This window comes from Parendozoicomonas sp. Alg238-R29 (assembly GCF_947331445.1).
GTDB lineage: Bacteria > Pseudomonadota > Gammaproteobacteria > Pseudomonadales > Endozoicomonadaceae > Sansalvadorimonas.
Map to the genome: position 1 here is coordinate 1 of NZ_CAMZOG010000014.1, position 23522 is coordinate 23522.

Consider the following 23522-nt stretch of genomic DNA (forward strand, 5'->3'; position numbering starts at 1 on the left):
GGGGTGGAGCAGTCTGGTAGCTCGTCGGGCTCATAACCCGAAGGTCGTCAGTTCAAATCTGGCCCCCGCTACCAATTTTAAGAAAAGCCCCTCGATGTAGGGGCTTTTTGCTATGATGCGAAAAGCCTGAAGTGGCTTTTCGATCTTATAGCGGGCCAGAATGACTGGTAAGTTAGTAATTTGATCGGAGATTGATCGGATTTCAGGTTATCCTGAATGGAATATCTGAGCATGTGTTGATAAATCGGCAGACTTGGCAGAGTTGGCAGAGTTGAGTGATGTTGATTTTACATGGGTACCACCGGCTGACGCAGGTCATCTGGAGGTGTCAGTCGAGGATGGGCTTTTTAGCCCATTTTTTATTGCTGTTACGTGAGGGGTGTCGTGTAGCAGTTTTTGTTGTGAGTGCGAGGGCGTGTTTAGTGGCAGGCAGGCTGGAAGTACTGAACGAGCTTGTTGAACCCATAGTGAAGTCGCTGGGATGCGTGCTCTGGGGTGTTGAGTTCGTTTCACAGGGCAGGCAAGCACAGTTGCGGGTGTTTATAGACAAAGAGAGTGGTGTAGGGCTGGAAGACTGCGAAGCTGTAAGTCGCCAGTTCAGTGCTGTTCTTGATGTCGAAGACCCAATAGCTGGTGAATATACTCTTGAAGTGTCGTCACCGGGGCTTGATCGTCCGCTGTTCACACTGGAGCAGTATGTAGATCTGACAGGTAATCAGGTCAATATGCGCTTGCGGGTTCCTTTCGAGGGGCGACGTAAGTACCGGGGAGTGATTCAGGGCGTGGAAAATGATGAGGTGGTTGTTGTTTGCGACGATCACGAATACCTTTTCCCCTTTGACTCCATCGAAAAAGCGAATGTGATACCGCAGTTCTGATGCCTGCCTGAGAGGAGATACCTCCAGGAGCGGGTCCGAAAGGGAAGAACCGGTTTAACGATACGCGAGGCAGAGCATGAGCAAAGAAATTCTGTTGGTCGTTGAATCCGTCTCCAACGAAAAGGGAGTACCGCCCGATGTAATATTCGAGGCGATTGAGACTGCCCTGGCGACGGCAACGAAAAAACGTTACGAAACTGAAGTGGATATCCGCGTCGCGATTGATCGGGCGACCGGTGATTATGACACGTTCCGCCGCTGGACCATCGTAGCGGACCAAGATTTTGAAATTCCAGGTGCACACTTCACCCTTGATGAGGGTAAAGAGAAAGATGAAAGCCTGGAGATTGGTGACGTTTGGGAAGAGCCGGTAGAGTCTATCGCTTTCGGACGTATCGCCGCCCAGACTGCAAAGCAGGTTATTGTTCAGAAAGTTCGCGAAGCAGAGCGTCGCCAGATGGTCGACTCTTACCGCGACAAGCTGGGAGACCTGGTGAACGGCACCATTAAAAAAGTGAACCGTGACACTCTGATTGTTGATCTGGGAAATAATGCGGAAGCTGTTCTGCGAAAAGATCAGACTATTCCCCGCGAAACTTTCCGCATGAGCACGCATGTGCGTGCGTTGCTGCACTCTGTTTCTGAAGAGAATCGCGGCCCGCAACTGATGATGAGCCGGACCTGTCCGGAAATGCTGATTGAGTTGTTCCGTCTGGAAGTGCCAGAGATTGCGGAAGAAGTTATTGAAATTAGAGCAGCTGCCCGGGATCCGGGTTCACGAGCCAAGATTGCAGTAAAAACCAATGATGGTCGTATCGATCCGGTTGGTGCCTGTGTTGGTATGCGTGGTTCTCGTGTGCAGGCTGTTTCAAACGAACTGGGTAATGAGCGTGTTGATATTGTTCTTTGGGACGACAACCCTGTTCAGTTTGTAATTAACGCGATGCAGCCTGCAGAAGTGGCATCCATCATTGTGGATGAAGAAAGCCACAGTATGGACCTGGCTGTTGCGGAAGATAATCTGGCCCAGGCTATTGGTCGAGGTGGACAAAATGTTCGCCTGGCGGGTGAGCTGACTGGCTGGAACCTGAATGTTATGACGGAAGACGACGCCGAAGCCAAGCAGCTTCAAGAATCTGATCGTCAGGCTCAGGTATTTGTCGAACATCTGGATGTTGATATTGATCTGGCCCGAACTCTGGTTGGTGAAGGTTTCACAACACTGGAAGAGGTTGCCTACGTTCCGGTCGAGGAAATGATTGGAATCGACGGTTTTGATGATGAAGTGGTCAACGAGCTACGCCAGCGTGCCAAGGATCGTCTGCTGACTCAGGCAATAGCCAAAGAAGAGCGACTGGAAGGTGCACAGCCTGCTGAAGATTTGCTGGGTCTGGAAGGATTGAGTGAAGAGCTGGCTTACGAGCTGGCTGCCAAGGGTGTGAAAACCTTGGAAGATCTGGCAGAGCAGGCTACTGACGAGCTGGAAGGTATTGAAGGCCTGGACTCTGAGCAAGCTGCAGAGTTGATTATGAAGGCGCGGAATATCTGCTGGTTCGGAGAAGAGAACTGAGCTGGCCACTGAGAGGAGAAGTTTTATGGCAGATGTAACGGTATCACAACTTGCCGAGGTGGTCGGAGCTCCGGTTGAGCGCTTGCTCAAGCAGATGAGTGATGCAGGCTTGCCCCACAAAAAGGGTGATCAGCCTGTATCTGATGCAGAAAAGTCAGCACTGCTGGCTCACTTGCGTCGTTCTAAAGGCGGTAGTAGCGATGCTCAGGTTTCTGTACCTGCAGATCCTGAGCCAAAGCAGGTTACCCTGAAGCGCAAGACCGTTAGTCAGATGAAAGTTGCTGGCGGCGGCAAGAACAAGATTGTAAACGTAGAGGTGCGCAAAAAGCGTACTTACGTGAAGGAAGACGCTAAGGCTGAGCTCGAGTCTGAAGCGAAGAAGCGTCGCGAAGGTGAGCGCGCCAAGAAAGACGACAACGCGTCTGTAGATCAGCGTCGTGACAAAGTGCGTCGCGATGAGGATGACGCTCGTCGTAAGGAAGGCTCCCGTCGTAAGCCCGATGACAATCGTGGCTCTCGCCCCGGCGGTCGCAGTGATGATAATCGCTCTGCGCCACGTTCCGATGACCGTCGTCAGGCTCCACGTCCTGGTGGTGCTCCTGGTGGTGCTCCTGGTGGTGCTCCTGGTGCAGTTGCGCCTCCGCCACCTCCAAGTGATGATGAGCGTCGTCGTCGTCGCGCTCCAGCCAAGAAAAAAGGTGGGGAGCCTGTCGATCGCAAGAGCGAGGATGGCCGTCGTCGTAAGGGGCGTGGTCGTGACGATCGCAACTCCCGTAACAAGCCGCTGTCCCGTAAGCCGTTCAAGTCTAAAGATCTAGAGCAACATGGCTTTACCAAGCCAACAGCCGCAGTGGTTCGTGAAGTTGCAGTTCCCGAAACTATCACTGTTGGTGAGCTTGCTAACAAGATGGCTGTTAAAGCTGCTGAAGTTATCAAGTACATGTTTAAGCTTGGCACCATGGTTACTATTAACCAGGTGATTGACCAGGACACTGCAGCCGTTGTGGTTGAGGAGATGGGTCACAAGGTTAAGCTGGTGAATGCAGATGCCCTGGAAGAGTCCCTGGAAGATGCGGTAGCTGCAGATACAGGCGAAGAGGTTTCCCGTGCGCCTGTTGTTACTGTTATGGGTCACGTTGACCACGGTAAGACCTCCCTGCTGGATTACATCCGCAAGGCTAAGGTTCAGTCTGGCGAAGCCGGTGGTATTACTCAGCACATTGGTGCTTACCATGTGACCACTGACCGCGGCATGATCACCTTCCTTGATACTCCTGGGCACGCGGCGTTTACCGCAATGCGTGCTCGTGGTGCCAAGGCGACCGATATCGTAATTCTGGTTGTTGCTGCGGATGACGGTGTAATGCCTCAGACCGAGGAAGCTGTTCAGCACGCGAAAGACGCTGGTGTACCTCTGGTTGTTGCAGTGAACAAGTGCGATAAGGAGTCTGCTGACCCCGATCGTGTTAAGAACGAACTGTCTGCCCGTGAAGTGATTCCGGAAGACTGGGGTGGTGACACCCAGTTCGTCAATGTTTCTGCCCACTCTGGCCAGGGTATCGACGAGCTGCTGGAATCTGTTCTGTTGCAAGCTGAACTGCTTGAACTGAAGGCTGTAGCTGAAGGTCCTGCTAAAGGCGTGGTTATTGAGTCACGTCTGGATAAAGGCCGTGGCCCTGTTGCCTCTGTACTGGTTCAGTCCGGTACCTTGAACAGAGGTGACAATGTTCTGGTTGGTCAGCAGTACGGTCGTATCCGTGCCATGTTGGACGAGAATGGTAAGCCAACTGATACAGCTGGCCCTTCCATTCCGGTTGAGATTCTTGGTCTGGACGGTACTCCTGACGCCGGTGATGAGATGTTGGCTGTACAGGATGAGCGTAAAGCTCGTGAAATTGCCATGTTCCGTCAGGGCAAATTCCGTGAGGTTAAGCTGGCTCGTCAGCAGGCTGCCAAGCTGGAGAATATGTTCAAGGACATGGGCTCCGACGAGAAACGTACTCTGAAGGTTGTACTGAAGACCGACGTGCGTGGTTCTCTGGAAGCGATCACTGCTGCTCTGCATGAGCAGGGTAACGATGAAGTTGATGTGAAGGTTATCTTCGGTGGTGTAGGTGGTATCACCGAAACCGATGCAAACCTTGCGCTGGCTTCCAATGCAATCCTGGTTGGCTTTAACGTACGTGCGGATGCTACATCTCGTCGTATCGTTGAAAGCGAAGGTCTGGGGCTGCGTTACTACAGCGTTATCTATGACATTATCGATGACGTGAAGCAGGCGCTGACCGGTATGCTGAAGGCTGAGTTCCGTGAGCAGATCGTGGGTACTGCGGAAGTGCGTGATGTGTTCCGTGCACCCAAGATTGGTGCGGTTGCTGGCTGTATGGTTATCGAAGGTATCATGTTCCGCAATGAGCGCATCCGCGTTCTGCGTGAAGATGTTGTTATCTATGAAGGTGAGCTCGAGTCTCTGCGTCGCTTCAAGGATGATGTGGGCGAAGTTCGCACCGGTTACGAATGTGGTATCGGTGTTAAGAACTACAATGACGTCAAAGTTGGCGACAAGATCGAGGTGTACAAGTCTGTTGAGGTTGAACGGACTCTGTAATCACCCCGTGTTCTTTTCATAGAACAGGAAGGCGTGCGGGATATGGCGGTTAAACGTCACCGCGCGCCTTTTTTTGTTGTGCCCTAAAGTGCAAGCTCTTCTAAAAGAGCCTTTCTAAAAGAATGAAGCTATGCCAAAAGAATTCAGTAGAACCCAGCGTGTAGGTGACCAGATTCAACGGGAACTGGCGACTATTCTTCAGCTGGACATGAAAGATCCTCGACTCGGTATGGTCACTGTGAGCGGGGTTGATGTGAGTCGGGATATGTCTTTTGCAACAGCTCACGTTACGTTTCTGGGTATTGAAGGCCCAGAGGCTATTAAAGAGGCCGTTGAGATATTGACCGAGGCAGCGGGTTTTCTCAGAACTGAGTTAGCTCACCGGATGCGGATGCGTTTTACTCCTCAGTTGCGCTTCCGCTACGACGAGAGTTTGGTTCGTGGTCGCCGTCTGTCCTCGCTTATTGATGAGGCTCGGACGGACGATGAAAGTGTTGGAAAGGATGACGAGGAGAGTCGTTAATGTCGCGACGCAGACGTTTTCGTGGCCGTTCGGTCAGCGGTATTGTGGTTGTTGATAAGCCCATAGGCGCCTCATCCAACGAAGTACTTCAGCAGGTTAAGAGACTTTATGGTGCAGCCAAGGCTGGTCATACAGGCAGTCTTGATCCTTTAGCGACAGGTGTTCTTCCCGTATGTTTGGGGGAGGCGACAAAGTTGTCTCAATACTTGCTGGACTCCGACAAAAGTTACCGGACAACTGCCAAACTTGGTATTCAAACGAATACCGGTGATGCAGAAGGTGAGGTTGTTTCCGAGCGCCCTGTTGCTGTAACCGAGTCTGATCTTGAGCCAGTTCTCGCCAAGTTTAGAGGGCCCATTGAGCAGGTTCCTTCCATGTTCTCGGCTATCAAGCACAATGGTAAGCCGTTATACCAATATGCTCGCGAAGGTATTGAGATCGAGCGGAAATCCCGTAAAGTCAACATCTATCGACTGACTCTTCTCGAATTTCGAGGTGATGAGATGGTTTTGGAGGTTGATTGCAGCAAAGGTACCTATATTCGCAGCTTGGTTGAGGATATCGGTGAAATGCTTGGTTGCGGAGCTCATGTGGCAGAACTTCGACGCTTGAAGGCTGGCCCTTACGAGGAAGTCCAGTCTCATACAATTGAGTCGTTGGAAGATGTTCGTGAGGGTGGAGGGCATGCGGCGCTGGACAATTTGCTTCTGGAGCAGGACTCTGCTGTCAGTCATTGGCCAGCGGTTATGTTAGGTGAATCCAGTAGTTTCTATCTGATGCAGGGTCAGCCTGTGCAGGTGTCTCGTGCCCCTACATCTGGCTTTGTTCGTATCTATCGTCAGGTAGAGGGTGCCCCCAATATCTTTCTGGGTATTGGCGAAATACAGGATGATGGTTTGGTTGCGCCACGTCGCTTAGTGGCTAACCGCGATAACTGATCGCAATTCCGGGGTGAATAATCCGGAATATGGGTTTAGAATACCGCTTTTGCCGTGAGAGATATTCTCTCAGGTTAGTCAGGATGGCTGTTAATATGCGCGGCTATTCCCCAGTTTCATGCATATTATTGATTGGAGTTACAAAATGTCTCTGAGTGTAGAGCAAAAAGCTGAAATCGTTGCTAAGTACGGCCGTGGCGAAAACGACACAGGTTCCCCTGAAATTCAGGTGGCTCTGTTGACTGCCAACATCGAAGGCCTGCAGGCTCACTTCAAGGCTCACATCCACGATCACCACTCTCGTCGTGGTCTGATCCGTATGGTAAACCAGCGTCGTAGCCAGCTGGATTACCTGAAGAAGAAAGACGTTGAGCGCTACCGCGCTATCATCAAGAGTCTGGGTCTGCGTCGCTAAGACTCTTGTTTTCGTTTCGCTTTCTTGGCTTTAGTCTGGTGGGTGAGGCGATCAATGCCGAAGGTTGAGAGGCTTTCGGTTTGTTTGTATTGCGACTCTTGAGAGTGGTTAATATAAACGGTTGACACCGCTTCCGGAGATCCTTTTGGATTCATGGCAGCGGTGTTTTGTTATAACAGATTTGTGCTGCTCATGCTGTTTGTTGAGTTAATAGCAGGGCTGGTAGTTAAGAGCCGCGACGGAAAGCATGCTCTCTGTCCGGTGCGAAGGGAATGATGGTCATGGGGGCTGTTTTCTCTTATTTGACTGACTGATCACGGGCTTAGAAATCCGGGTGCAATCCAGAGAGTGGAAATGAAAACCTGCTTTGTGGATTGCATCCCAATCAATGCGGATGTTTTTGTAGTTAAGATATCCGTTATGAAAGTTGCGTAGTCGGTCAGGTACGATGAAATATTGAAAGGAAATAAATCGTGAATCCTGTAACAAAGACTTTTGAAATCGGTGGCCAGCAGGTTACTTTGGAAACTGGTCGTATTGCTCGTCAAGCAGACGGCGCAGTACTGGCGACTATGGGTGATCTGGTCGTTCTGGCCACTGTTGTTGGTGCTCACTCTGCCCGTGAAGGCCAGGACTTCTTCCCCCTGTCCGTACATTATCAGGAAAAAACCTATGCAGCCGGTAAAATCCCCGGTGGTTTCCTGAAGCGTGAAGGTCGTCCAAGTGAAAAGGAAACACTGACCTCTCGTTTGATTGACCGTCCTATTCGTCCTCTGTTTCCTAAGGGTTACATGAATGAAGTTCAGGTCATTATCACAGTCGTATCGACTGACAAAAAGAATGACCCTGACATGCTGGGCATGTTGGCTACATCTGCAGCTCTGGCTGTTTCTGGTATTCCTTTTGCTGGCCCGATTGGCGCAGCGCGAGTCGGCTTCAATGAAGAGAAGGGCGGCTACATGCTGAACCCGACTTTTGAAGAGCTGAAAGAATCTGAGTTGGACATGGTTGTGGCCGGTACTGAAAGTGCCGTGCTGATGGTTGAATCCGAAGCTCAAGAGCTGACTGAAGACGAAATGCTGGGTGCGGTATTGTTTGCCCATGATGGCTATCAGTCTGCTATTGCTGCTATCAAAGAGTTTGCTGCTTCTGCTGGTAAGCCTGTGCGTGAATGGGCTGCTGAAGAAGTGAATGCTGAGCTGCTGGGCAACCTGCAGATGGCTTTTGGTGGGAAAATTGCTGAAGCCTACAAGGCGCACGACAAAATTGCCCGGAACAATGCTCTGGGTGAGTTGCGTAACGAAGCGGTTGAGTTGCTGGCAAAAGAAGATGGTCCGTCTGCCAAGGAAGTTTCTGGTCTGTTCGGCAAGCTGGAAAAGTCCCACGTTCGTGAATCCATTATTAATGGTAATCCACGTATTGATGGTCGTGACACCAAGACTGTTCGTCCTTTACATATCGAAGTTGGCGTGCTGCCAAAGACTCACGGTTCTGCTCTGTTTACTCGTGGTGAAACACAGGCGCTGGTTACCACGACTCTGGGTACCACTCGTGACGCACAGTTGATTGATGCTCTGGAAGGTGAAAGTCGTGATGCATTCATGCTGCACTATAACTTCCCTCCATACTCAGTAGGTGAGTGTGGTCGTATGGGTGGTGTTGGTCGGCGTGAGATTGGTCATGGTCGTCTGGCGCGTCGTAGTATTTCTGCCCTGCTGCCGAATGAAGAAGAGTTCCCATACACGCTGCGCGTTGTATCTGAGATTACTGAATCCAACGGCTCTAGCTCCATGGCCTCCGTTTGTGGCACCAGTCTTGCCCTGATGGATGCGGGCGTGCCTCTGAAGGCTCCTGTAGCTGGTATTGCTATGGGGCTGATCAAGGAGGGCGAGAAGTTTGCTGTGCTGACCGATATCCTGGGTGACGAAGATCATCTTGGTGATATGGACTTTAAGGTTGCCGGTACTTCTGAGGGTGTGACTGCGCTGCAGATGGACATCAAGATTCAGGGTATCACCGAAGAGATTATGGAGATTGCTCTTGAGCAGGCCATGGCTGCACGGATGACCATTCTTGAGCAAATGAATCGTGTCATTGCGACTCCTCGTTCCGAATTGAATGAGAATGCGCCAATGACCATGACTCTGAAGATTCATCCAGACAAGATTCGTGATGTTATTGGTAAGGGTGGTTCCACTATTCGCGGATTGTGTGAAGAGACTGGCTGCTCCATCGATATTAACGACGATGGTGTGGTGAAGATCTACGGCGAAAATAAAGATGTTTGTCAGGTTGCCTACGATAAGGTTCACGGTATTACTGCTGAAGCTGAAGTTGGAAAAATCTATGAAGGTACTGTTGCACGTATCGTTGAATTTGGTGCGTTTGTAAATATTCTTCCTGGTCGTGATGGTCTGGTTCATATCTCTCAGATTGCTGAAGAGCGTGTGAATGATGTGAATGACTACCTGAAAGAAGGTCAGCAGGTGAAGGTTGTGGTTATGGATGTTGATAACCGTGGTCGCATCAAGCTAAGCATTAAAGAGCTCGCTAACATGCAGAATCAAGACTAACTGATCTGCTGTTAGTACCTTTTATATGTAGTGATTGATAAAAACCCACAAAGGCGACCATAAGTCGCCTTTGTTGTTTCTGGCTATTGTGGCTGGGTGTTTGCTTCTAAAGTTTGAATAACTTGGGGCAATAAAAAAGACGCTTTAAGCGTCTTTTTTGTTGGGAGTAGACTTATGGATTATTGCTCATCCAGGAAACTACGCAGGTGATCGGAGCGGGTTGGATGGCGTAGCTTTCGCAGGGCCTTTGCTTCAATCTGACGGATACGCTCACGGGTAACATCGAACTGTTTACCAACCTCTTCAAGGGTGTGGTCAGTGTTCATGTCGATACCAAAGCGCATGCGAAGAACCTTGGCTTCCCGTGCGGTCAGGCCGCCCAGTACGCTGCGGGTTGCTTCGCGCAGGCCTTCTGATGTCGCAGAGTCCACTGGAGAGTGGATGGTAGTGTCTTCAATAAAGTCTCCCAAGTGGGAATCTTCATCATCACCAATCGGAGTCTCCATAGAAATGGGCTCTTTGGCGATTTTCAGCACCTTACGAATCTTGTCTTCCGGCATTTCCATGCGCTCAGCCAGTTCTTCAGGGGTGGGTTCGCGTCCCATTTCCTGTAGCATTTGGCGAGAGATTCGGTTCAGCTTGTTGATCGTTTCGATCATGTGAACCGGAATACGGATTGTTCTGGCCTGGTCTGCAATGGATCGGGTAATAGCCTGACGAATCCACCATGTCGCATAAGTGGAGAACTTGTAGCCGCGGCGATACTCGAACTTATCCACGGCTTTCATCAGGCCGATGTTGCCTTCCTGGATCAGGTCGAGGAATTGCAGGCCGCGGTTGGTATACTTCTTGGCAATGGAGATAACGAGACGCAGGTTTGCTTCAACCATCTCCTTCTTGGCGCGACGTGCACGTGCTTCACCGATAGACATATGACGGTTAATGTCTTTGATGTCTACCAGAGGCAGGCCAATATCGTTCTCTACAGCCTTCAGTTTTCGCTGGGCTCGCAGGATTTCGACACGTTGTACCTTCAGACCCGTAGCTTGGTCGGGGAAGTCAGTGCACAGTTGATCTAGCCACTCAAGGTTGCTTTCATTGCCAGGGAAGCGGCTCAGGAAAGATTTTCTAGGAAGCTTGGCTCGGCGGATGCAGAGCTGCATGACAGTCTTTTCGCTGGTACGAATCTGGTCAAGAGCGTTGCGTACCCGGAAAATCATCAGATCGGTAACACGGGGTATCAGCTTGATTGCAACAAACAGTTCGGCGGCGGCTGAGAGAGCAGCTTTAGCTTCAGGGCTTTTGCGACCATGAGTTTCTATGGCTGCGGTGGCAGCTTCATGGGCTTCAAAAAGCTCGCCGAAGCGAATTCTGGCTTCTTCAGGATCCGGGCCGGTATTTTCTTCCTCTTCGTCATCGTCGTCCTCTTCAAGGGCGTCGTCTGGGATGGCGTCAGTGGCTGTCGGCGCGACTGGGTCGGGCTCTGGATCAATGTAGCCGGTGAAGAGGTCGCTCAGGCGGCCTTCTTCCTCAACGATTCTGTAATAATCGTTAAGGATAAGTTGAATAGTGCCCGGGAAGTGAGCAAGAGCGGTAAAGACCTCTTTTTGACCTTCTTCAATGCGCTTGGCGATTTTAATTTCGCCTTCACGGGTCAGTAGCTCTACGGTGCCCATTTCACGCATATACATGCGGACAGGATCAGTGGTGCGGCCAGCTTCCTGTTCTACAGCGGCAAGTGCGGCAGCAGCTTCTTCGGCGGCATCTTCGTCGGTAGAGTTTTCGTCGTCACCGATAAGGAGTGCATCGCTGTCGGGAGCGGTTTCGAAGACCTGAATGCCCATGTCATTGATCATGCGGATGATGTCTTCGACCTGTTCTGGATCGGAAATATCATCAGGCAGGTGATCGTTGACCTCCGCATAGGTCAGGTAACCCTGCTCCTTACCGCGGCTGATGAGTTCTTTCAGTCGGGATTGTTGTTGAGAATTTGCGGACATATCAACCCTTTAACAGCGAGACTCATTCGAAACGAAATGCTCTCGGCGCTTTGACAGTAAGCGGTCAATTATAGCGTACAGAACCTGCCATATGCTATATGCCGAGTGTGCAGTTCGGCAGATAAACCAGAAAAGAATTGCATTGGCTTCCCTATGCCAGTGCTGCCTTGCGAAATAAGGCTGTTTGAGTGGTGCTGAAACGAGCGGCGCCACTGGGACTGATTTTGTTTATTGGGGTTGGATGTTTGCTTTTCAAGCCCCGGATTGGAAATTCTATCAGTGTTTGGTTTTATTTTCCTCTGTATTTTTCTTTTCTTGTTGACTTGCCTGCTTTCTTACCAACCATCCTTTCTTACTTTGGCTGGCTGCAAGCTTTAAGCGTTCGCGGTCGCTTAAGCTTGTAGTTTGAACGTCACTTGTCAAATTTTCCAGACACTGCTCAAGAATATGTTCAGCATTGGCAACAGGCATATCAGTTGCCATAAGTTGGATAAGTCTTTCGCCCAGCCTTGTTCCATACCAGCTGCCAAGTACACCATAGGCGCTCTCTGTTTTGTTTCGGTGAAGGGATTCGGTTAATGCCGCTAGAAACCGGATATCTTCATTTTCATCATTGCTGTTTAGTAGTTCAGGTTTGATCTGTGTTGCCAGGTCAGGCCTATCCAAAAGAAGTCTGAGGGCACGCTGGGCTGGCTTTAATAAAATAGTAGGAACAGTGCTTGGTGGTTTGTTGTTTTTAAAACCTTTCTGGTATTTGCCGCGACCTTTCTTTTTGAAGGTCTGTTGCTGGCTATCCTGGCCGTATTGCTCTTGATAGTCGCCGTAGTAGGGTTCGGTACTTGCCGGATGGTAAGTTGCTTGATAGTGGTCAGGGGTGGTCTGTGCATAAGTTGCCACTGGTGCTGGAGCATAGGCACTACTGGTTTGCTGGCTTGACTGCACAATGGACGACACTGCATCTGTTCCAAGATCGCTCAGTTCCCCGAGTTTTTTCAGCATCAGACTTTTGAAAGAGCCTTCTGGCAGCTTATGAATAAAAGGCGTGACCTTGTGAACAAGTCGGGCCTTTCCATCCAGTGTTGTGGTATCTATTTCCTGTTCAAAGTGGCGAAAAAAATAATCGTCGAAAGGAAGTGCTTGTTGTTTGTCGTTCAGTCGAGCTCGGAATGCATCAGGCCCTTCTGTCCGAACAATAGAATCCGGGTCTTCTCCCTGAGGTAAAAACAGGAAGCGTATTTGCTTGCCGTCATCCATAACAGGAATGGCATTTTCCAGAGCCCGCCATGCAGCCTGTCTGCCGGCGTTGTCGCCATCAAAACAGAAGGTTACCTGGCTGGTGTGTTTGAACAGGTAAGCCAGATGGTCAGAGCTTGTTGCGGTGCCAAGAGTTGCTACCGCATTAGTTATTCCCTGTTGGGCAAGGGCGATAACATCCATGTATCCTTCAACAACCAAAATCCGGGTTAGGTCACGGTTTGCCTGTCGTGCTTCATAAAGTCCGTAAAGCTCTTTGCCTTTATGGAAGACGGGTGTTTCCGGTGAGTTCAAGTATTTTGGTTTGTCGTCCCCTAGAACTCGTCCACCAAAGGCAATCACTCTTCCGCGCTGATCACGAATAGGGAAAATGATACGGCTGCGGAAGCGGTCATAGGTGGATTTTCGCTCTTCATTTTCAATGACAAGTCCTGCGTCTTGAAGGAGGCGAAGTCGCTCTGGTGTGTTGCCCTGTTCTTTTATCAGGTTGTCCCATCCGGGCGGTGCATAGCCCAAATGGAATTTGGCAATAGTTGTTTGATCCAGCCCTCGGCGCTGAAGGTAGCTTGCTGCTTCATCGGATTGATTGTGGTTTTTCAGCTGGGTTGTATACCACTCTGCAGCTTTAGTGAGCTGCTTATAGAGTGCGTCGTACTTTTCCCGTCTCTGTATTGAGCCACTTTCCCGTGGAACCTGCATCCCGGCTCTTCGAGCCAGTATCTCAATGGCTTCTGGAAAATCCACATGGTCGAAATCCATCACAAAGCCCATGGCGTTGCCGCTGGCTCCGCAGCCAAAGCAGTAGTAAAACTGTTTTTCCTGGTTTGCGGAAAAAGATGGAGACTTTTCCTTATGGAATGGGCACAGAGCCTGATGGTTGCGACCAGATTTCTTCAGAGTGATACGCTCACTGATGACATCGACAATGTCGGTTCGTGCCAGAAGGTCATCAATAAAGTTCTGTGGAATTAATCCGGCCATAAACTGGAATAGATGCTCGAATTGAGAATGTAGTATTACTGCCCCAAGGTATCACGGATGTGATAGATGAGGGAAAACACGATAAGGAGGTATAAAAGATTATCTTTCAGACGAAAGAGGGGGAGCCTGAGAGTTTGGCAACCCCTGCAAAATGAAGAGTGTTACTGACATCCTGCCAGTTTCACTACTATCCCTCTGCAAGGGTTTGTTGGTCTAATCTGCCGAGGTGTTTTCAAACATCCTGCCCGAAAACATAATTTGGCGGGTTAAACCGGCGCTGAATTAATACAGGCGCTCGCGACGACGTTGCTCGCGCTGTAGTTTCTTCAGATGGCGCTTGACTGCTGCAGCTGCCTGACGCTTGCGAACTGTAGTTGGCTTCTCGTAATGCTCACGACGGCGAACTTCAGAGAGAACACCAGCTTTCTCACAGCTGCGCTTAAAGCGACGCAGGGCAATATCAAAGGGTTCGTTTTCTTTAACTTTGACAGCAGGCATGCGGGCCTCACCTTCCTTATATATCAGTAGTTTAAAAGTAGTCGATGATCGACTCGCAAAGTACCCGACAGGATAGAAGGGCATCCGCAAAGGCGCGAATTTTAGAGGTCGCGGAGGGGCGGGTCAATAGCCATCTGTCAAGTGGTTCTGACATCGCTGCTAGCGAGTTGCGCACCGAAGGCTAATCTGGCGAGTAAATAACGCTCTTTATTAAGCAGGGGAGCCCGTATATCAGGTACTTTCTTTGGTTGGAATAGAGTTTTGTGTACTCCTCGTGCCCACCGCTATATTATTTCCCGCCCATCTGACACCAGAGATAGTTCCACCCCATGAAGGTTCTCGGCATAGAAACATCCTGCGATGAGACCGGCATTGCCCTCTACGATAGCGAACAGGGCCTGCTGGCTGACGCCCTCTACAGCCAGATAGATATGCACAATGATTACGGTGGTGTGGTGCCGGAGCTGGCCTCGCGGGATCACGTACGAAGGGTTCTACCGCTAGTTGAGCAGGTAATGGCGGAGGCTGGCTGCTCCCGTGAAGATGTTGATGCCATTGCTTATACCCGTGGCCCGGGGCTGATTGGCGCTCTTATGGTCGGATCTTCTATCGCCAAATCTATTGCCTGGGCCTGGGGCATTCCCGTCATGGGCGTTCACCATATGGAAGGTCATCTGCTGGCTCCCATGCTGGAAGATACTCCCCCTTCTTTTCCTTTCGTAGCGCTATTGGTTTCCGGCGGTCATACTCAGCTCGTGGAAGTGGATGGAATTGGTGGGTACAAGCTATTAGGGGAATCTGTTGATGATGCTGCCGGTGAAGCTTTCGACAAAGCCGCTATGATGCTGGGTGAAGATTACCCTGGTGGCCCTCGCATAGCGGCTCTTGCTGAAAAAGGTGTAAGCGGGCGCTTCAAATTTCCACGCCCTATGACCGATCGTCCCGGATTAGATTTCAGTTTCAGTGGTTTGAAAACATTTACTTTGAATACTGTTACCAAAAACGGTGGGGATCAGTGTGATGATCAAACTCGGGCAGATATTGCTCGAGCCTTTGAAGAAGCTGTTGTAGAAACTCTTGCTATAAAGTGTCGGCGAGCTCTTCGTCAGACCGGTATGAAACAGCTGGTTATTGCCGGCGGCGTAAGTGCCAATAAGCGTTTACGTGAACGATTGGATACCATGGTTTCCGGTGAAGGGGCTTCGTTATACTATGCTCGTCCCGCATTTTGTACAGATAATGGTGCCATGATCGCCTATGCCGGATGCCAGAGGCTGGTGGCTGGTCAGGTTGATATGCCAGGTATTCGTCCGCTGCCACGCTGGGCACTGTCTGAGTTACCCGTACTGTCTGAGTTACCCGTACTGTCTGAGTTACCCGTACTGTCTGAACAGGGTACTGTTTAATCTGTCTCGATAGAGGTTTTTATGGATAAGGTTCTTATCAATGATCTGTATGTAGAAACGGTTATTGGTTTTTATCACTGGGAGCATGAAGAACCACAGCCCTTGATTATTGATTTGGAATTGGGAACGGACTTTACCGATGCCTTTACCAGTGATGATCTCGGCGATGCTCTCAATTATGCCGAGATTCGTAAGCAGATCAAAATGTTGTGTCAGGAGAGTCGTTACCACCTTCTGGAGCGGTTGGCGGGTGCGGTTGTAACTCATGTTTTTCAAAGCTTTCCGGTGACCGATGTGCGCCTGAAAATTCGAAAACCCCATGCTTTGCGTGACGCTGTTGCAGGTATTGACACTTATCGAACCCGAGAGCAAATGGGGATAGCCTTGCCGCAATAGGTTTCACAAATGGCTGTTCAGGATATGGATGTCTGCGTCACCGAAAAAATAACGGCTACCAAGTACAGGTATATGCTTGGGCTTGGTAGTAATGAGTATGCTGAAGTGCGGTTGCCTGCGATAGTTGATGCGCTTCTTCGTGAGTGCGGGGCTCTCCATCTGAGCCCTGTGTGCAGAACGGCTCCTTCCCATGGCAAAGGGCCGGATTATCTGAATGCGATAGTTAGCCTTGAAAGTGTTCTACCTCCCACCAACTTTCGTACTCTTTGTAAATCTATTGAAGCCAGTCTTGGTCGTGTAAGGCCTTCTGATAGCTGTGCTGCAGATATCGACATTCTGGCAGTTTGGAATCAGCCAGAAAAAACTTGTGCGGTGGCGTTTATTGATGAAGCTTACCTGCAACCAATGGCTGATGCAGTTCTTGAAAGCCTTGAATTGTATGATGGCGAATCACCCAAGACTTTCAAAGGATTTGTTTGTGTTCCCGTGATCTTGGCAGATCAGCGTGTTGTCGGGATTCAAACTACAAAGTTGTCGAGTTTCTAGTGATTTTCTATAGCTTCCAAGCGTGCTTGTTGAATAGCTGCGGCCAGTTCCCTTCCTTTTAAACCTGCTTTAACCAACTCCTGAATATTGACTGCCTTGCAGGTTTTCAGGTTCTCTTCAAGTTCCGCTGAAAGGTTTTGGTTGCCATTGCCTATTTCACTGAATATTTGGCACGTAGCCAGAATTTGCTGAAAACGCTCCGGACGACGAAAGCCGTCTGTTTGCTGAAGAAGGTAGAGTTGAGTTTGAGCATCCAGCTGTTGCTCGGTGAACCACTGGGGCAGTATTTTGGATACGATCTCAGCAATTTCTCGATACTGAGAAGGAATCTTCATGCGTTTGCAAAGGTTTTGCACGTTTTTAAGGTTAGCTTCTTCAACTGTACAGATAGCACAGGCAAAACGAACAGTTGCAGAGAAATTTTTTCTGGCAGCCTGTGTAAGGACTTTAGCCGACAGGGTTTCACTATTTTTGAACTGGTTGGCTAACTCTGGCATAACAACACTTAAAGCATTGCACCGGTGAAGTTCCTGGAAGTAAATGGCAGGCGTGTTTCCTTCTATCGCCCGAATTGTTTCCTGCCACACTCGTTCTGCAACCAGCCAGCTTACTTCCCCTTCAGCAACCATCTCTTTCATTAATTCTATGGTTTCTTCTGCAACGGAAAAATTCAGATCATGAAAGCGTGCCGAGAAGCGGGCAACTCGCAGAATGCGTAGAGGGTCTTCCCGAAAGGCTGGAGAAACATGGCGAAGTGTTCGTTGCTTCAGATCCTTCTGCCCGTCAAAAGGATCAATCAGGCTATTGTGCTGATCTTTGGCAATAGCGTTGATGGTCAGATCTCTACGGAGCAGATCTTCTTCAAGAGTGATTTCAGGCGATGTGTGGAAAACAAAACCTGCGTAGCCATGGCCTGACTTCCTTTCTGTTCGAGCCAGAGCGTATTCTTCCTGGGTTTTTGGATGAAGAAATACCGGGAAATCCTGGCCCACGGGGCGAAATCCCGCTTGTAGCATATCTTCCGGCGTTGCACCGGTGACTACCCAGTCTCTGTCTTTAACGGGCAATCCAAGAAGTTCATCACGTACAGCACCGCCTACCAGGTAGGTTTTCATTCATAACTCTCGAAAAGGTTTAATGCTTTCATCTTATCATGGGTAAAAGTGTTGCCCGCAGAATAGCGGGCAAGATTGAGAGGATAAAATCAGTCGAGGGTGACCCGGTTAACTTCTTCCAGGCTGGTAACGCCTTGCAGGGCTTTCAGCAGGCCAGACTGGCGAAGGTTTTTAAAGCCTTCTTTCTGTGCCTGGTCGGAAATCTGGATGGAGTTGCCTTCTTCCATGATAATGCGCTGCATCCCTGGGCTGATCTGCACCACTTCGTAGATACCCACCCGGCCTTTATAACCTTTATTGCACTTGTCGCAGCCGCGACTTTCAGGGCCATATATAACCGCTGTGGATGCTTGCTCTTCGGTAAAGCCCTGTTCAAGTAGAGCTTCCGTTGGAATAGTCAGCTTTTTCTTACAGTTATTGCAGAGCCGCCGAGCCAGACGCTGGGCGATAATCAGGTTAATGGATGTTGCCAGGTTAAAGGAGGCAACACCCATATTCATCATACGAGTCAGGGTTTCCGCAGCACTGTTGGTGTGCAGGGTCGACATAACCATGTGACCAGTCTGGGCCGCTTTGATCGCAATGTTGGCCGTTTCCAAATCCCGGATCTCACCCACCATGATGATATCTGGATCCTGACGGAGGAAGGCTCGCAGTGCCTGTGAGAAGTCCATACCCTGCTTGGGGTTTACGTTAACCTGATTGATCCCTTCCAGGTTGATTTCCACGGGGTCTTCAGCTGTGGAAATATTCCGTTCAATAGTGTTGAGAATGTTCAGGCCGGTATAAAGGGATACTGTTTTACCGGAACCGGTAGGGCCAGTCACCAGAATCATGCCCTGCGGCTGCTCAAGGGCAGCCATGTACATCTGCTTTTGATCATCCTCATAACCCAGGGCGTCGATACCCATTTTGGCGCTGGATGGATCAAGAATACGCAGTACGATCTTTTCACCCCAGAGCGTAGGCAGGGTATTCACACGGAAATCGATAGCTTTTGTTTTGGAAAGCTTCATCTTGATCCGGCCATCCTGGGGTTTTCTCCGTTCGGAGATATCCATAGATGACATGATCTTGAGACGTGAAGATATTTTGGGTGACAGCCCTATAGGTGGCTGGGCCGCTACTTGCATAACGCCATCTACCCGGAAGCGGATGCGGTAAGTCTTCTCGTAAGGCTCAAAGTGTAAATCCGAAGCTCCTAGCTTGATGGCAGAGAGCAGCATCTTATTCACGAACTTAACGACCGGAGCATCTTCCATATCTCCAGCGCGAGGGTCTTCGTCAATATCGTCATCGACGGACTCTACATCCAGGCCTTCGAGCTCTTCATCATCAAGATCACCCAGATCGTTGCCGGATGTATCCAGAAGCTTTTCTATGGCAGCGGTTAGCTTGCCTTCTTCAACCAGAATGCTTTCAACATTCAGGCCGCTGTTGAAGCGAATTTCATCAATGGACTTTTCATTGGTAGGGTCAGAAACTCCCACAAATAGACGGTTGCCACGCTTGAAAAGTGGGAAGCAGCGATGCTGGCGAACCAGTTTCTCGCTGATGGCCGTGGTGGGTACCATCTCAAAGTCGAGGGTGTCTATATCAAATAGAGGTATGCCGAACAGCTCGGAGTTGATTTTGGCAATGTCATAGCTGCCCACCAACCCTTTCTGAACGATGTAGGAAATAAAAGGTTCTTTCTCTTTTTTCGCGGCCTTGACCGCACCCTCAGCTGCTTGCTGATCAAGAAGACCATCAGCGACTAGCTTACGGGCAAGTCCGGGAAGAGGAGTATCTGCCATAGCTCATTTTTATTAGATGAATCTGTTAATAAAGATGATACATACACCCGCTGGTTATAGCTATGTCCTGAAGTGAGGTTTACTCAATCAGGATGCTCTGGGAAACCAGCTTCGGCAGTAAAGCCCCTTCAACCCGCATATTCTGCATGGTGATGCCATTTTCATAGTCGGTTTGATAATACAGCTCGATGGGTAGTGAGCCACTGGATAAGAAGTGCTTTATATCCACGGTCCAGTTAACCAGAGTGTGGGTTTCATAGTCCCCCAGCTGATCAGCCGCCAGCTCTCGGTAATAGTCAGCGCCTGATCCGGAACGTATGACAGCTATGTGAGGTGTTTTCAGGGCAAACAGGGCGTTATTGCTGTTCTCTATATGTTGTAAAGCTGATATAGCCATTTCTTCGTGAGTGTCTTTGATCTTTCCAAGGCCGAAGAGTGTCAGCAATACAGCAATCAACCCATAACTACACATACGGGCAGCTATTTTCGCCAGTTGATCTTTAATTATCAGCATAGGAAACACTTTTATTGAAAGTTTAAGTGCTTCTCGGCAGTGCTTCTGATAGCTGAAATAACTGCTGGGAATCTTAACGTTTCTTGCTATCTCATTTTAATAGGTTGCCCCTCTGAATAGCTTCCTAAAGTAAAACGGAGCCAAGACGAAAGATGTTTTAGATATTAAGAAGTTTGTTGGTGTAGCGACAGCTGAATCCAATTAACTAATTAATGCTGAGTGAGAAAAAAAAGTGTATTCAAGGAGAGTACTATGAAAGGAAGCATCCAAAAGGGTTTCACCCTTATCGAACTGATGATCGTTGTAGCTATCATCGGTATTCTGGCCGCTGTCGCTATTCCTGCTTATCAGGACTACACCAAGCGTGCTCACGTAACTGAAGGTATTAACCTGGCTGCAGGCGCTAAAGCGGCTGTAACTGAGTACTACGCTTCTCAGGCTGCATGGCCGACTGATAATGCTACTGCTGGCCTGCCTGCTACTATCTCTGGTAACGCTGTTACTACAGTAGAAGTTGGTGCTGCTGGTATCATCACTGTAACTTACGACAGTAAGGTTGATGCTACTGACAACACCTTGGTGTTCACTCCTTCTGACAGCAACGGTGGTATTCAGTGGACTTGTACTGCTGGTACTCTGAACGATAAGTTCAGACCTGCTAACTGCCGTTAATGATTACTTTGTAATCTGACGCGAAACGGGAGTATTAAGCTCCCGTTTTTTATTCCCTGAATTTTATTTATTTTTTAATAAATACTCGCCTGTTGCTTTTATTTCCCTGCTGTTCAAATAAGCTTTGATTGTTTGTGCTTCCTGCTCTGATGCTTTTAACCACGCTTGAAGATCATTGATTGATGCCTTTTGAATGGTGCTCCAGTTCTTTCCATGTTTTGCCAGCCACTCGGATTTTTTTCTTCCAACTTCTGGTATGCCTAAAGCTCTTAGAGCCTGATCAAGGGAGAGAGTGTGATTGTGCAGTGAGCGGTAAGCTTCTTGTTCTATTGTGCTGGGAGTTAATTTAAAAATATCAGATAACCGCTGAAGTTTTTCCTCGCTGATTAACTGTTCAATGAATTGCTGATCAAACTGCGGTATAGAAAGTCCATTACGACCGGTCAACCATTTAACTCTGGCGATAAACTGTTCTTTGCAGGAGGCCGACACTTCGAGGCAGCTTAGTCCGTTATAGGGTGAAAAGTCCGGCAGAGCTACCGGTTGTCTGTTGGTAGGGCGGAGAATTGTGTGACCGAGCACCGGTGTCGCTGCACCTTTCAGATAAATCTCTACGCTATCGGATACTGCGATATCCCGTTTTGCAAAATAAGTCAGTGGACCGGCATTTACATTGGAAATAGTGATTCCCTGTAATTTGATGGGAGCAATATCCAGAATAATTGTGACTTGACCGGTTCGCCCAACTGACCAGTTAATGCCTTGTATCTGGCTAACAGCACGTTGTGGGGGGAACTTCCACGCTAGTGCCCAGTAAGGTGTTCCATCCAGATGGCCAAGGCGTTCCTGAACGGCAAGGTTATTCATTTTCAGGACAATGCCATCCATGGGGAAAGTAACCTTTGAACTCGTCTTCCCATAAAAGGCTCTTAGTTTTAAAACACTATCAATATCTGTGACTTTATGGCTGAACTGTTCAGTTTTCATAAACCCCCACTCCTCAAATTGGTGGGTATTTTTCAGAAGAGAGCCTTGAGTGCTGTTTTTCCACTGCCATGGGAAAAACTTCAGTTGAGCAAGCTCTTCTGCTGGTGGTTCTGAACGATTAATAAGCCCGGCAACGTAGTGTCTTGGTGATGCCGATTTTTTTGCGTGGAGGTTATTTCTATCGGAATAAAGCTCCCCCCGGATAACAATTTCATTTTTATTGTTGCTGATAGAGCGAGGAATCGCTGGAATATGTTTGATAAAGGGTAATAAAGTAATTCCCTGTCTGGTTCGCCATTGGCCGCGGGTGAGCGCTTGGATGAGTCGTCCATTACGATAAACAAGCTCTGCAGCAACACCATCGATTTTGGGTTGAACGATAACCAGAGTTCCTACCCGTTGTGCATTTTTCAGAAAGTCTTCAACCTGCTTTTTGTCTTCAGCTTTATTAAGGCTGCCCATAGGATAGCGGTGGCGGCTATCAACAGGGATTGCGGCAGCTGGTTTCTTTATTCCCAGACATCGACTAGTCAGTCGCTGTCGTGCAGTTAAGGAATCATAAACTTCGTCACGGATTTCTGGCTTTCCTGCGTCATAGAGCTCATTGTGTTTTTGAATTTGTTCTAAAAGGGTTTGATGTTCCTGCTGCAGAAGGTCTCGTGGAATGTCAGGGCACTCCAACGCTTTGAGAGATTGCAATGGAAGTAGAATGCTAAGGAGGGTAAATAGATATGTGAATATGCGCATGGCTGTTTCCTGCCCAAAAACAAAAAACGGCAGGAAACAGCGAATTGGCCACCGGAGTGAGTTAATAGTAGCTCTTATTAATCCCGGTATCCTTTAGGGTTGGTAGATTGCCAGCGCCATGCATCGGCCATAATTTCTGTCAGGCCTTTCTCTGCAACCCAGTTCAGGTCTTGTTTTGCCAGAGCGGGATCTGCCCAACAGGCTGCGATGTCTCCAGGGCGGCGTTCAACCAGCTGGTAAGGAACGGGTTTTTCGGAAGCCTTTTCAAATGCAGCGACCATTTGCAGAACACTATGGCCATTGCCGACACCCAGATTCCAGGCTTTCAGGCCGCAACCTGTGCGTAGTTTTTCGATGGCACAGGCATGGCCTTTTGCCAGATCAACAACATGGATGTAATCGCGAACGCCGGTGCCATCTTCTGTTGGATAATCGCTGCCGAAAATAGAGAGCTTTTCCCGCAAACCTATAGCCACCTGGCTGATGTAAGGCATTAGGTTGTTGGGGATATCGTTAGGGTCTTCACCGATCAGTCCAGATTTATGGGCGCCAGCAGGGTTGAAGTAACGCAAAAGGGCAACATTCCAGCGGTTATCTGATTTGTACAGATCACCAAGTATTTCCTCGATAATCAGCTTGGAGCGACCATAAGGATTGGTTGCAGAAAGAGGGAAATCCTCTCGGATTGGCAAGCTGGCTGGGTCGCCATACACAGTAGCTGATGAGCTGAACACCAGATTGAAAACACCGTGAGCGGCCATTTCCTGAGCCAGAATCACAGTACCGCTGACATTGTTGTCGTAGTAATCCAGAGGAATCTGGCAAGATTCGCCAACAGCCTTCAGGCCGGCAAAATGAATAACGGAATCAAATGTATAGCGGCCGAATAGCTCTCGGAGAATGTTTCTATCCCGAACGTCACCTTCAACAAAAGTTACACTTTTACCGGTAATCTTTTCAACACGGCGCAGGGCTTCCGGAGAGCTGTTGCTCAGATTATCGAGAACAATAACATCGTAATCTTTTTGCAGTAGCTCTACGCAGGTGTGGCTGCCAATGTAACCAGCACCACCTGTCACAAGAATTGTGGCTGTCATATTTCTTC

19 protein-coding genes are annotated in these 23522 nt (G+C 49.1%); 11 read left to right on the top strand and 8 right to left on the bottom strand.

The annotated features are described in order from the left end of the window. Positions 1-422 precede the first annotated feature (422 nt). The 7 genes from rimP to pnp all read left to right on the top strand — a co-directional run bounded on the left by rimP (position 423) and on the right by pnp (position 9505). Positions 423-878: a ribosome maturation factor RimP gene (gene rimP, locus QMA35_RS05460; protein ID WP_281646126.1), complete on the top strand. Its 456-nt coding sequence runs from the start codon at positions 423-425 to the stop codon at positions 876-878. Positions 879-954: 76 nt separating this feature from the next. Further along, on the top strand, positions 955-2448 hold the full coding sequence (gene nusA, locus QMA35_RS05465) for a transcription termination factor NusA (protein WP_281646127.1): 1494 nt from the start codon (positions 955-957) through the stop codon (positions 2446-2448). Positions 2449-2473: 25 nt separating this feature from the next. After that, entirely contained in the window at positions 2474-5056 is a 2583-nt protein-coding gene (gene infB, locus QMA35_RS05470; protein WP_281646128.1) for a translation initiation factor IF-2, read from the top strand. A 130-nt stretch (positions 5057-5186) separates the two neighbouring features. After that, the gene (gene rbfA, locus QMA35_RS05475) at positions 5187-5579 is read left to right on the top strand and encodes a 30S ribosome-binding factor RbfA (protein ID WP_281646129.1); all 393 of its coding nucleotides are present in this window, start codon (positions 5187-5189) and stop codon (positions 5577-5579) included. Further along, positions 5579-6517: a tRNA pseudouridine(55) synthase TruB gene (gene truB / locus QMA35_RS05480; RefSeq protein ID WP_281646130.1), complete on the top strand. Its 939-nt coding sequence runs from the start codon at positions 5579-5581 to the stop codon at positions 6515-6517. Before rbfA ends, truB begins: the two co-directional genes overlap by 1 nt. A 145-nt stretch (positions 6518-6662) precedes the next feature. Beyond that, the gene (gene rpsO, locus QMA35_RS05485) at positions 6663-6932 is read left to right on the top strand and encodes a 30S ribosomal protein S15 (RefSeq protein WP_281646131.1); all 270 of its coding nucleotides are present in this window, start codon (positions 6663-6665) and stop codon (positions 6930-6932) included. A 473-nt stretch (positions 6933-7405) separates the two neighbouring features. After that, positions 7406-9505 carry a polyribonucleotide nucleotidyltransferase gene (gene pnp / locus QMA35_RS05490; protein ID WP_281646132.1) on the top strand — a complete coding sequence of 700 codons (2100 nt, stop codon included), beginning with the start codon at positions 7406-7408 and terminating at the stop codon, positions 9503-9505. A gap of 179 nt (positions 9506-9684) precedes the next feature. Here the strand turns inward: pnp and rpoD are convergent, their stop codons facing one another. From rpoD to rpsU, 3 genes are all read right to left on the bottom strand, one after another. Beyond that, positions 9685-11505 (bottom strand): RNA polymerase sigma factor RpoD, encoded by a 1821-nt coding sequence (gene rpoD, locus QMA35_RS05495; RefSeq protein ID WP_281646133.1) that lies wholly within the window; start codon positions 11503-11505, stop codon positions 9685-9687. Between the two features lie 276 nt (positions 11506-11781). After that, positions 11782-13740, bottom strand: coding sequence for a DNA primase (gene dnaG, locus QMA35_RS05500; protein WP_281646134.1), 1959 nt, complete (start codon positions 13738-13740; stop codon positions 11782-11784). Positions 13741-14022: 282 nt separating this feature from the next. Further along, on the bottom strand, positions 14023-14238 hold the full coding sequence (gene rpsU / locus QMA35_RS05505) for a 30S ribosomal protein S21 (protein ID WP_281646135.1): 216 nt from the start codon (positions 14236-14238) through the stop codon (positions 14023-14025). A gap of 329 nt (positions 14239-14567) precedes the next feature. Between rpsU and tsaD the strand changes: the two genes are divergently transcribed. From tsaD to QMA35_RS05520, 3 genes are read left to right on the top strand one after another with little or no spacing between them, the layout of a single operon-like run. Beyond that, positions 14568-15644, top strand: coding sequence for a tRNA (adenosine(37)-N6)-threonylcarbamoyltransferase complex transferase subunit TsaD (gene tsaD / locus QMA35_RS05510; protein ID WP_281646136.1), 1077 nt, complete (start codon positions 14568-14570; stop codon positions 15642-15644). A gap of 21 nt (positions 15645-15665) precedes the next feature. Beyond that, positions 15666-16040 carry a dihydroneopterin aldolase gene (gene folB, locus QMA35_RS05515; protein ID WP_281646137.1) on the top strand — a complete coding sequence of 125 codons (375 nt, stop codon included), beginning with the start codon at positions 15666-15668 and terminating at the stop codon, positions 16038-16040. 9 nt (positions 16041-16049) lie between these two features. Continuing rightward, positions 16050-16586 (top strand): 2-amino-4-hydroxy-6-hydroxymethyldihydropteridine diphosphokinase, encoded by a 537-nt coding sequence (locus QMA35_RS05520; protein ID WP_281646138.1) that lies wholly within the window; start codon positions 16050-16052, stop codon positions 16584-16586. On the opposite strand, the gene QMA35_RS05525 is transcribed toward QMA35_RS05520, so the two are convergent. From QMA35_RS05525 to QMA35_RS05535, 3 genes are all read right to left on the bottom strand, one after another. Then, complete coding sequence (locus QMA35_RS05525) at positions 16583-17701, bottom strand: multifunctional CCA addition/repair protein (protein ID WP_281646139.1); 1119 nt, start codon at positions 17699-17701, stop codon at positions 16583-16585. The genes QMA35_RS05520 and QMA35_RS05525 overlap by 4 nt on opposite strands. An 89-nt stretch (positions 17702-17790) precedes the next feature. Further along, positions 17791-19497: a type IV-A pilus assembly ATPase PilB gene (pilB, locus tag QMA35_RS05530; RefSeq protein WP_281646140.1), complete on the bottom strand. Its 1707-nt coding sequence runs from the start codon at positions 19495-19497 to the stop codon at positions 17791-17793. Positions 19498-19576: 79 nt separating this feature from the next. After that, the gene (locus tag QMA35_RS05535) at positions 19577-20011 is read right to left on the bottom strand and encodes a hypothetical protein (protein ID WP_281646141.1); all 435 of its coding nucleotides are present in this window, start codon (positions 20009-20011) and stop codon (positions 19577-19579) included. A 252-nt stretch (positions 20012-20263) separates the two neighbouring features. Between QMA35_RS05535 and QMA35_RS05540 the strand changes: the two genes are divergently transcribed. Continuing rightward, positions 20264-20683 carry a pilin gene (locus QMA35_RS05540; protein WP_281646142.1) on the top strand — a complete coding sequence of 140 codons (420 nt, stop codon included), beginning with the start codon at positions 20264-20266 and terminating at the stop codon, positions 20681-20683. Between the two features lie 63 nt (positions 20684-20746). Here QMA35_RS05540 and QMA35_RS05545 read toward each other — a convergent pair whose 3' ends face one another. Beyond that, positions 20747-22417: a helix-hairpin-helix domain-containing protein gene (locus tag QMA35_RS05545; protein ID WP_281646143.1), complete on the bottom strand. Its 1671-nt coding sequence runs from the start codon at positions 22415-22417 to the stop codon at positions 20747-20749. Positions 22418-22494: 77 nt separating this feature from the next. Then, the gene (galE, locus tag QMA35_RS05550; RefSeq protein ID WP_281646144.1) at positions 22495-23514 is read right to left on the bottom strand and encodes a UDP-glucose 4-epimerase GalE; all 1020 of its coding nucleotides are present in this window, start codon (positions 23512-23514) and stop codon (positions 22495-22497) included. Positions 23515-23522: the final 8 nt, after the last annotated feature.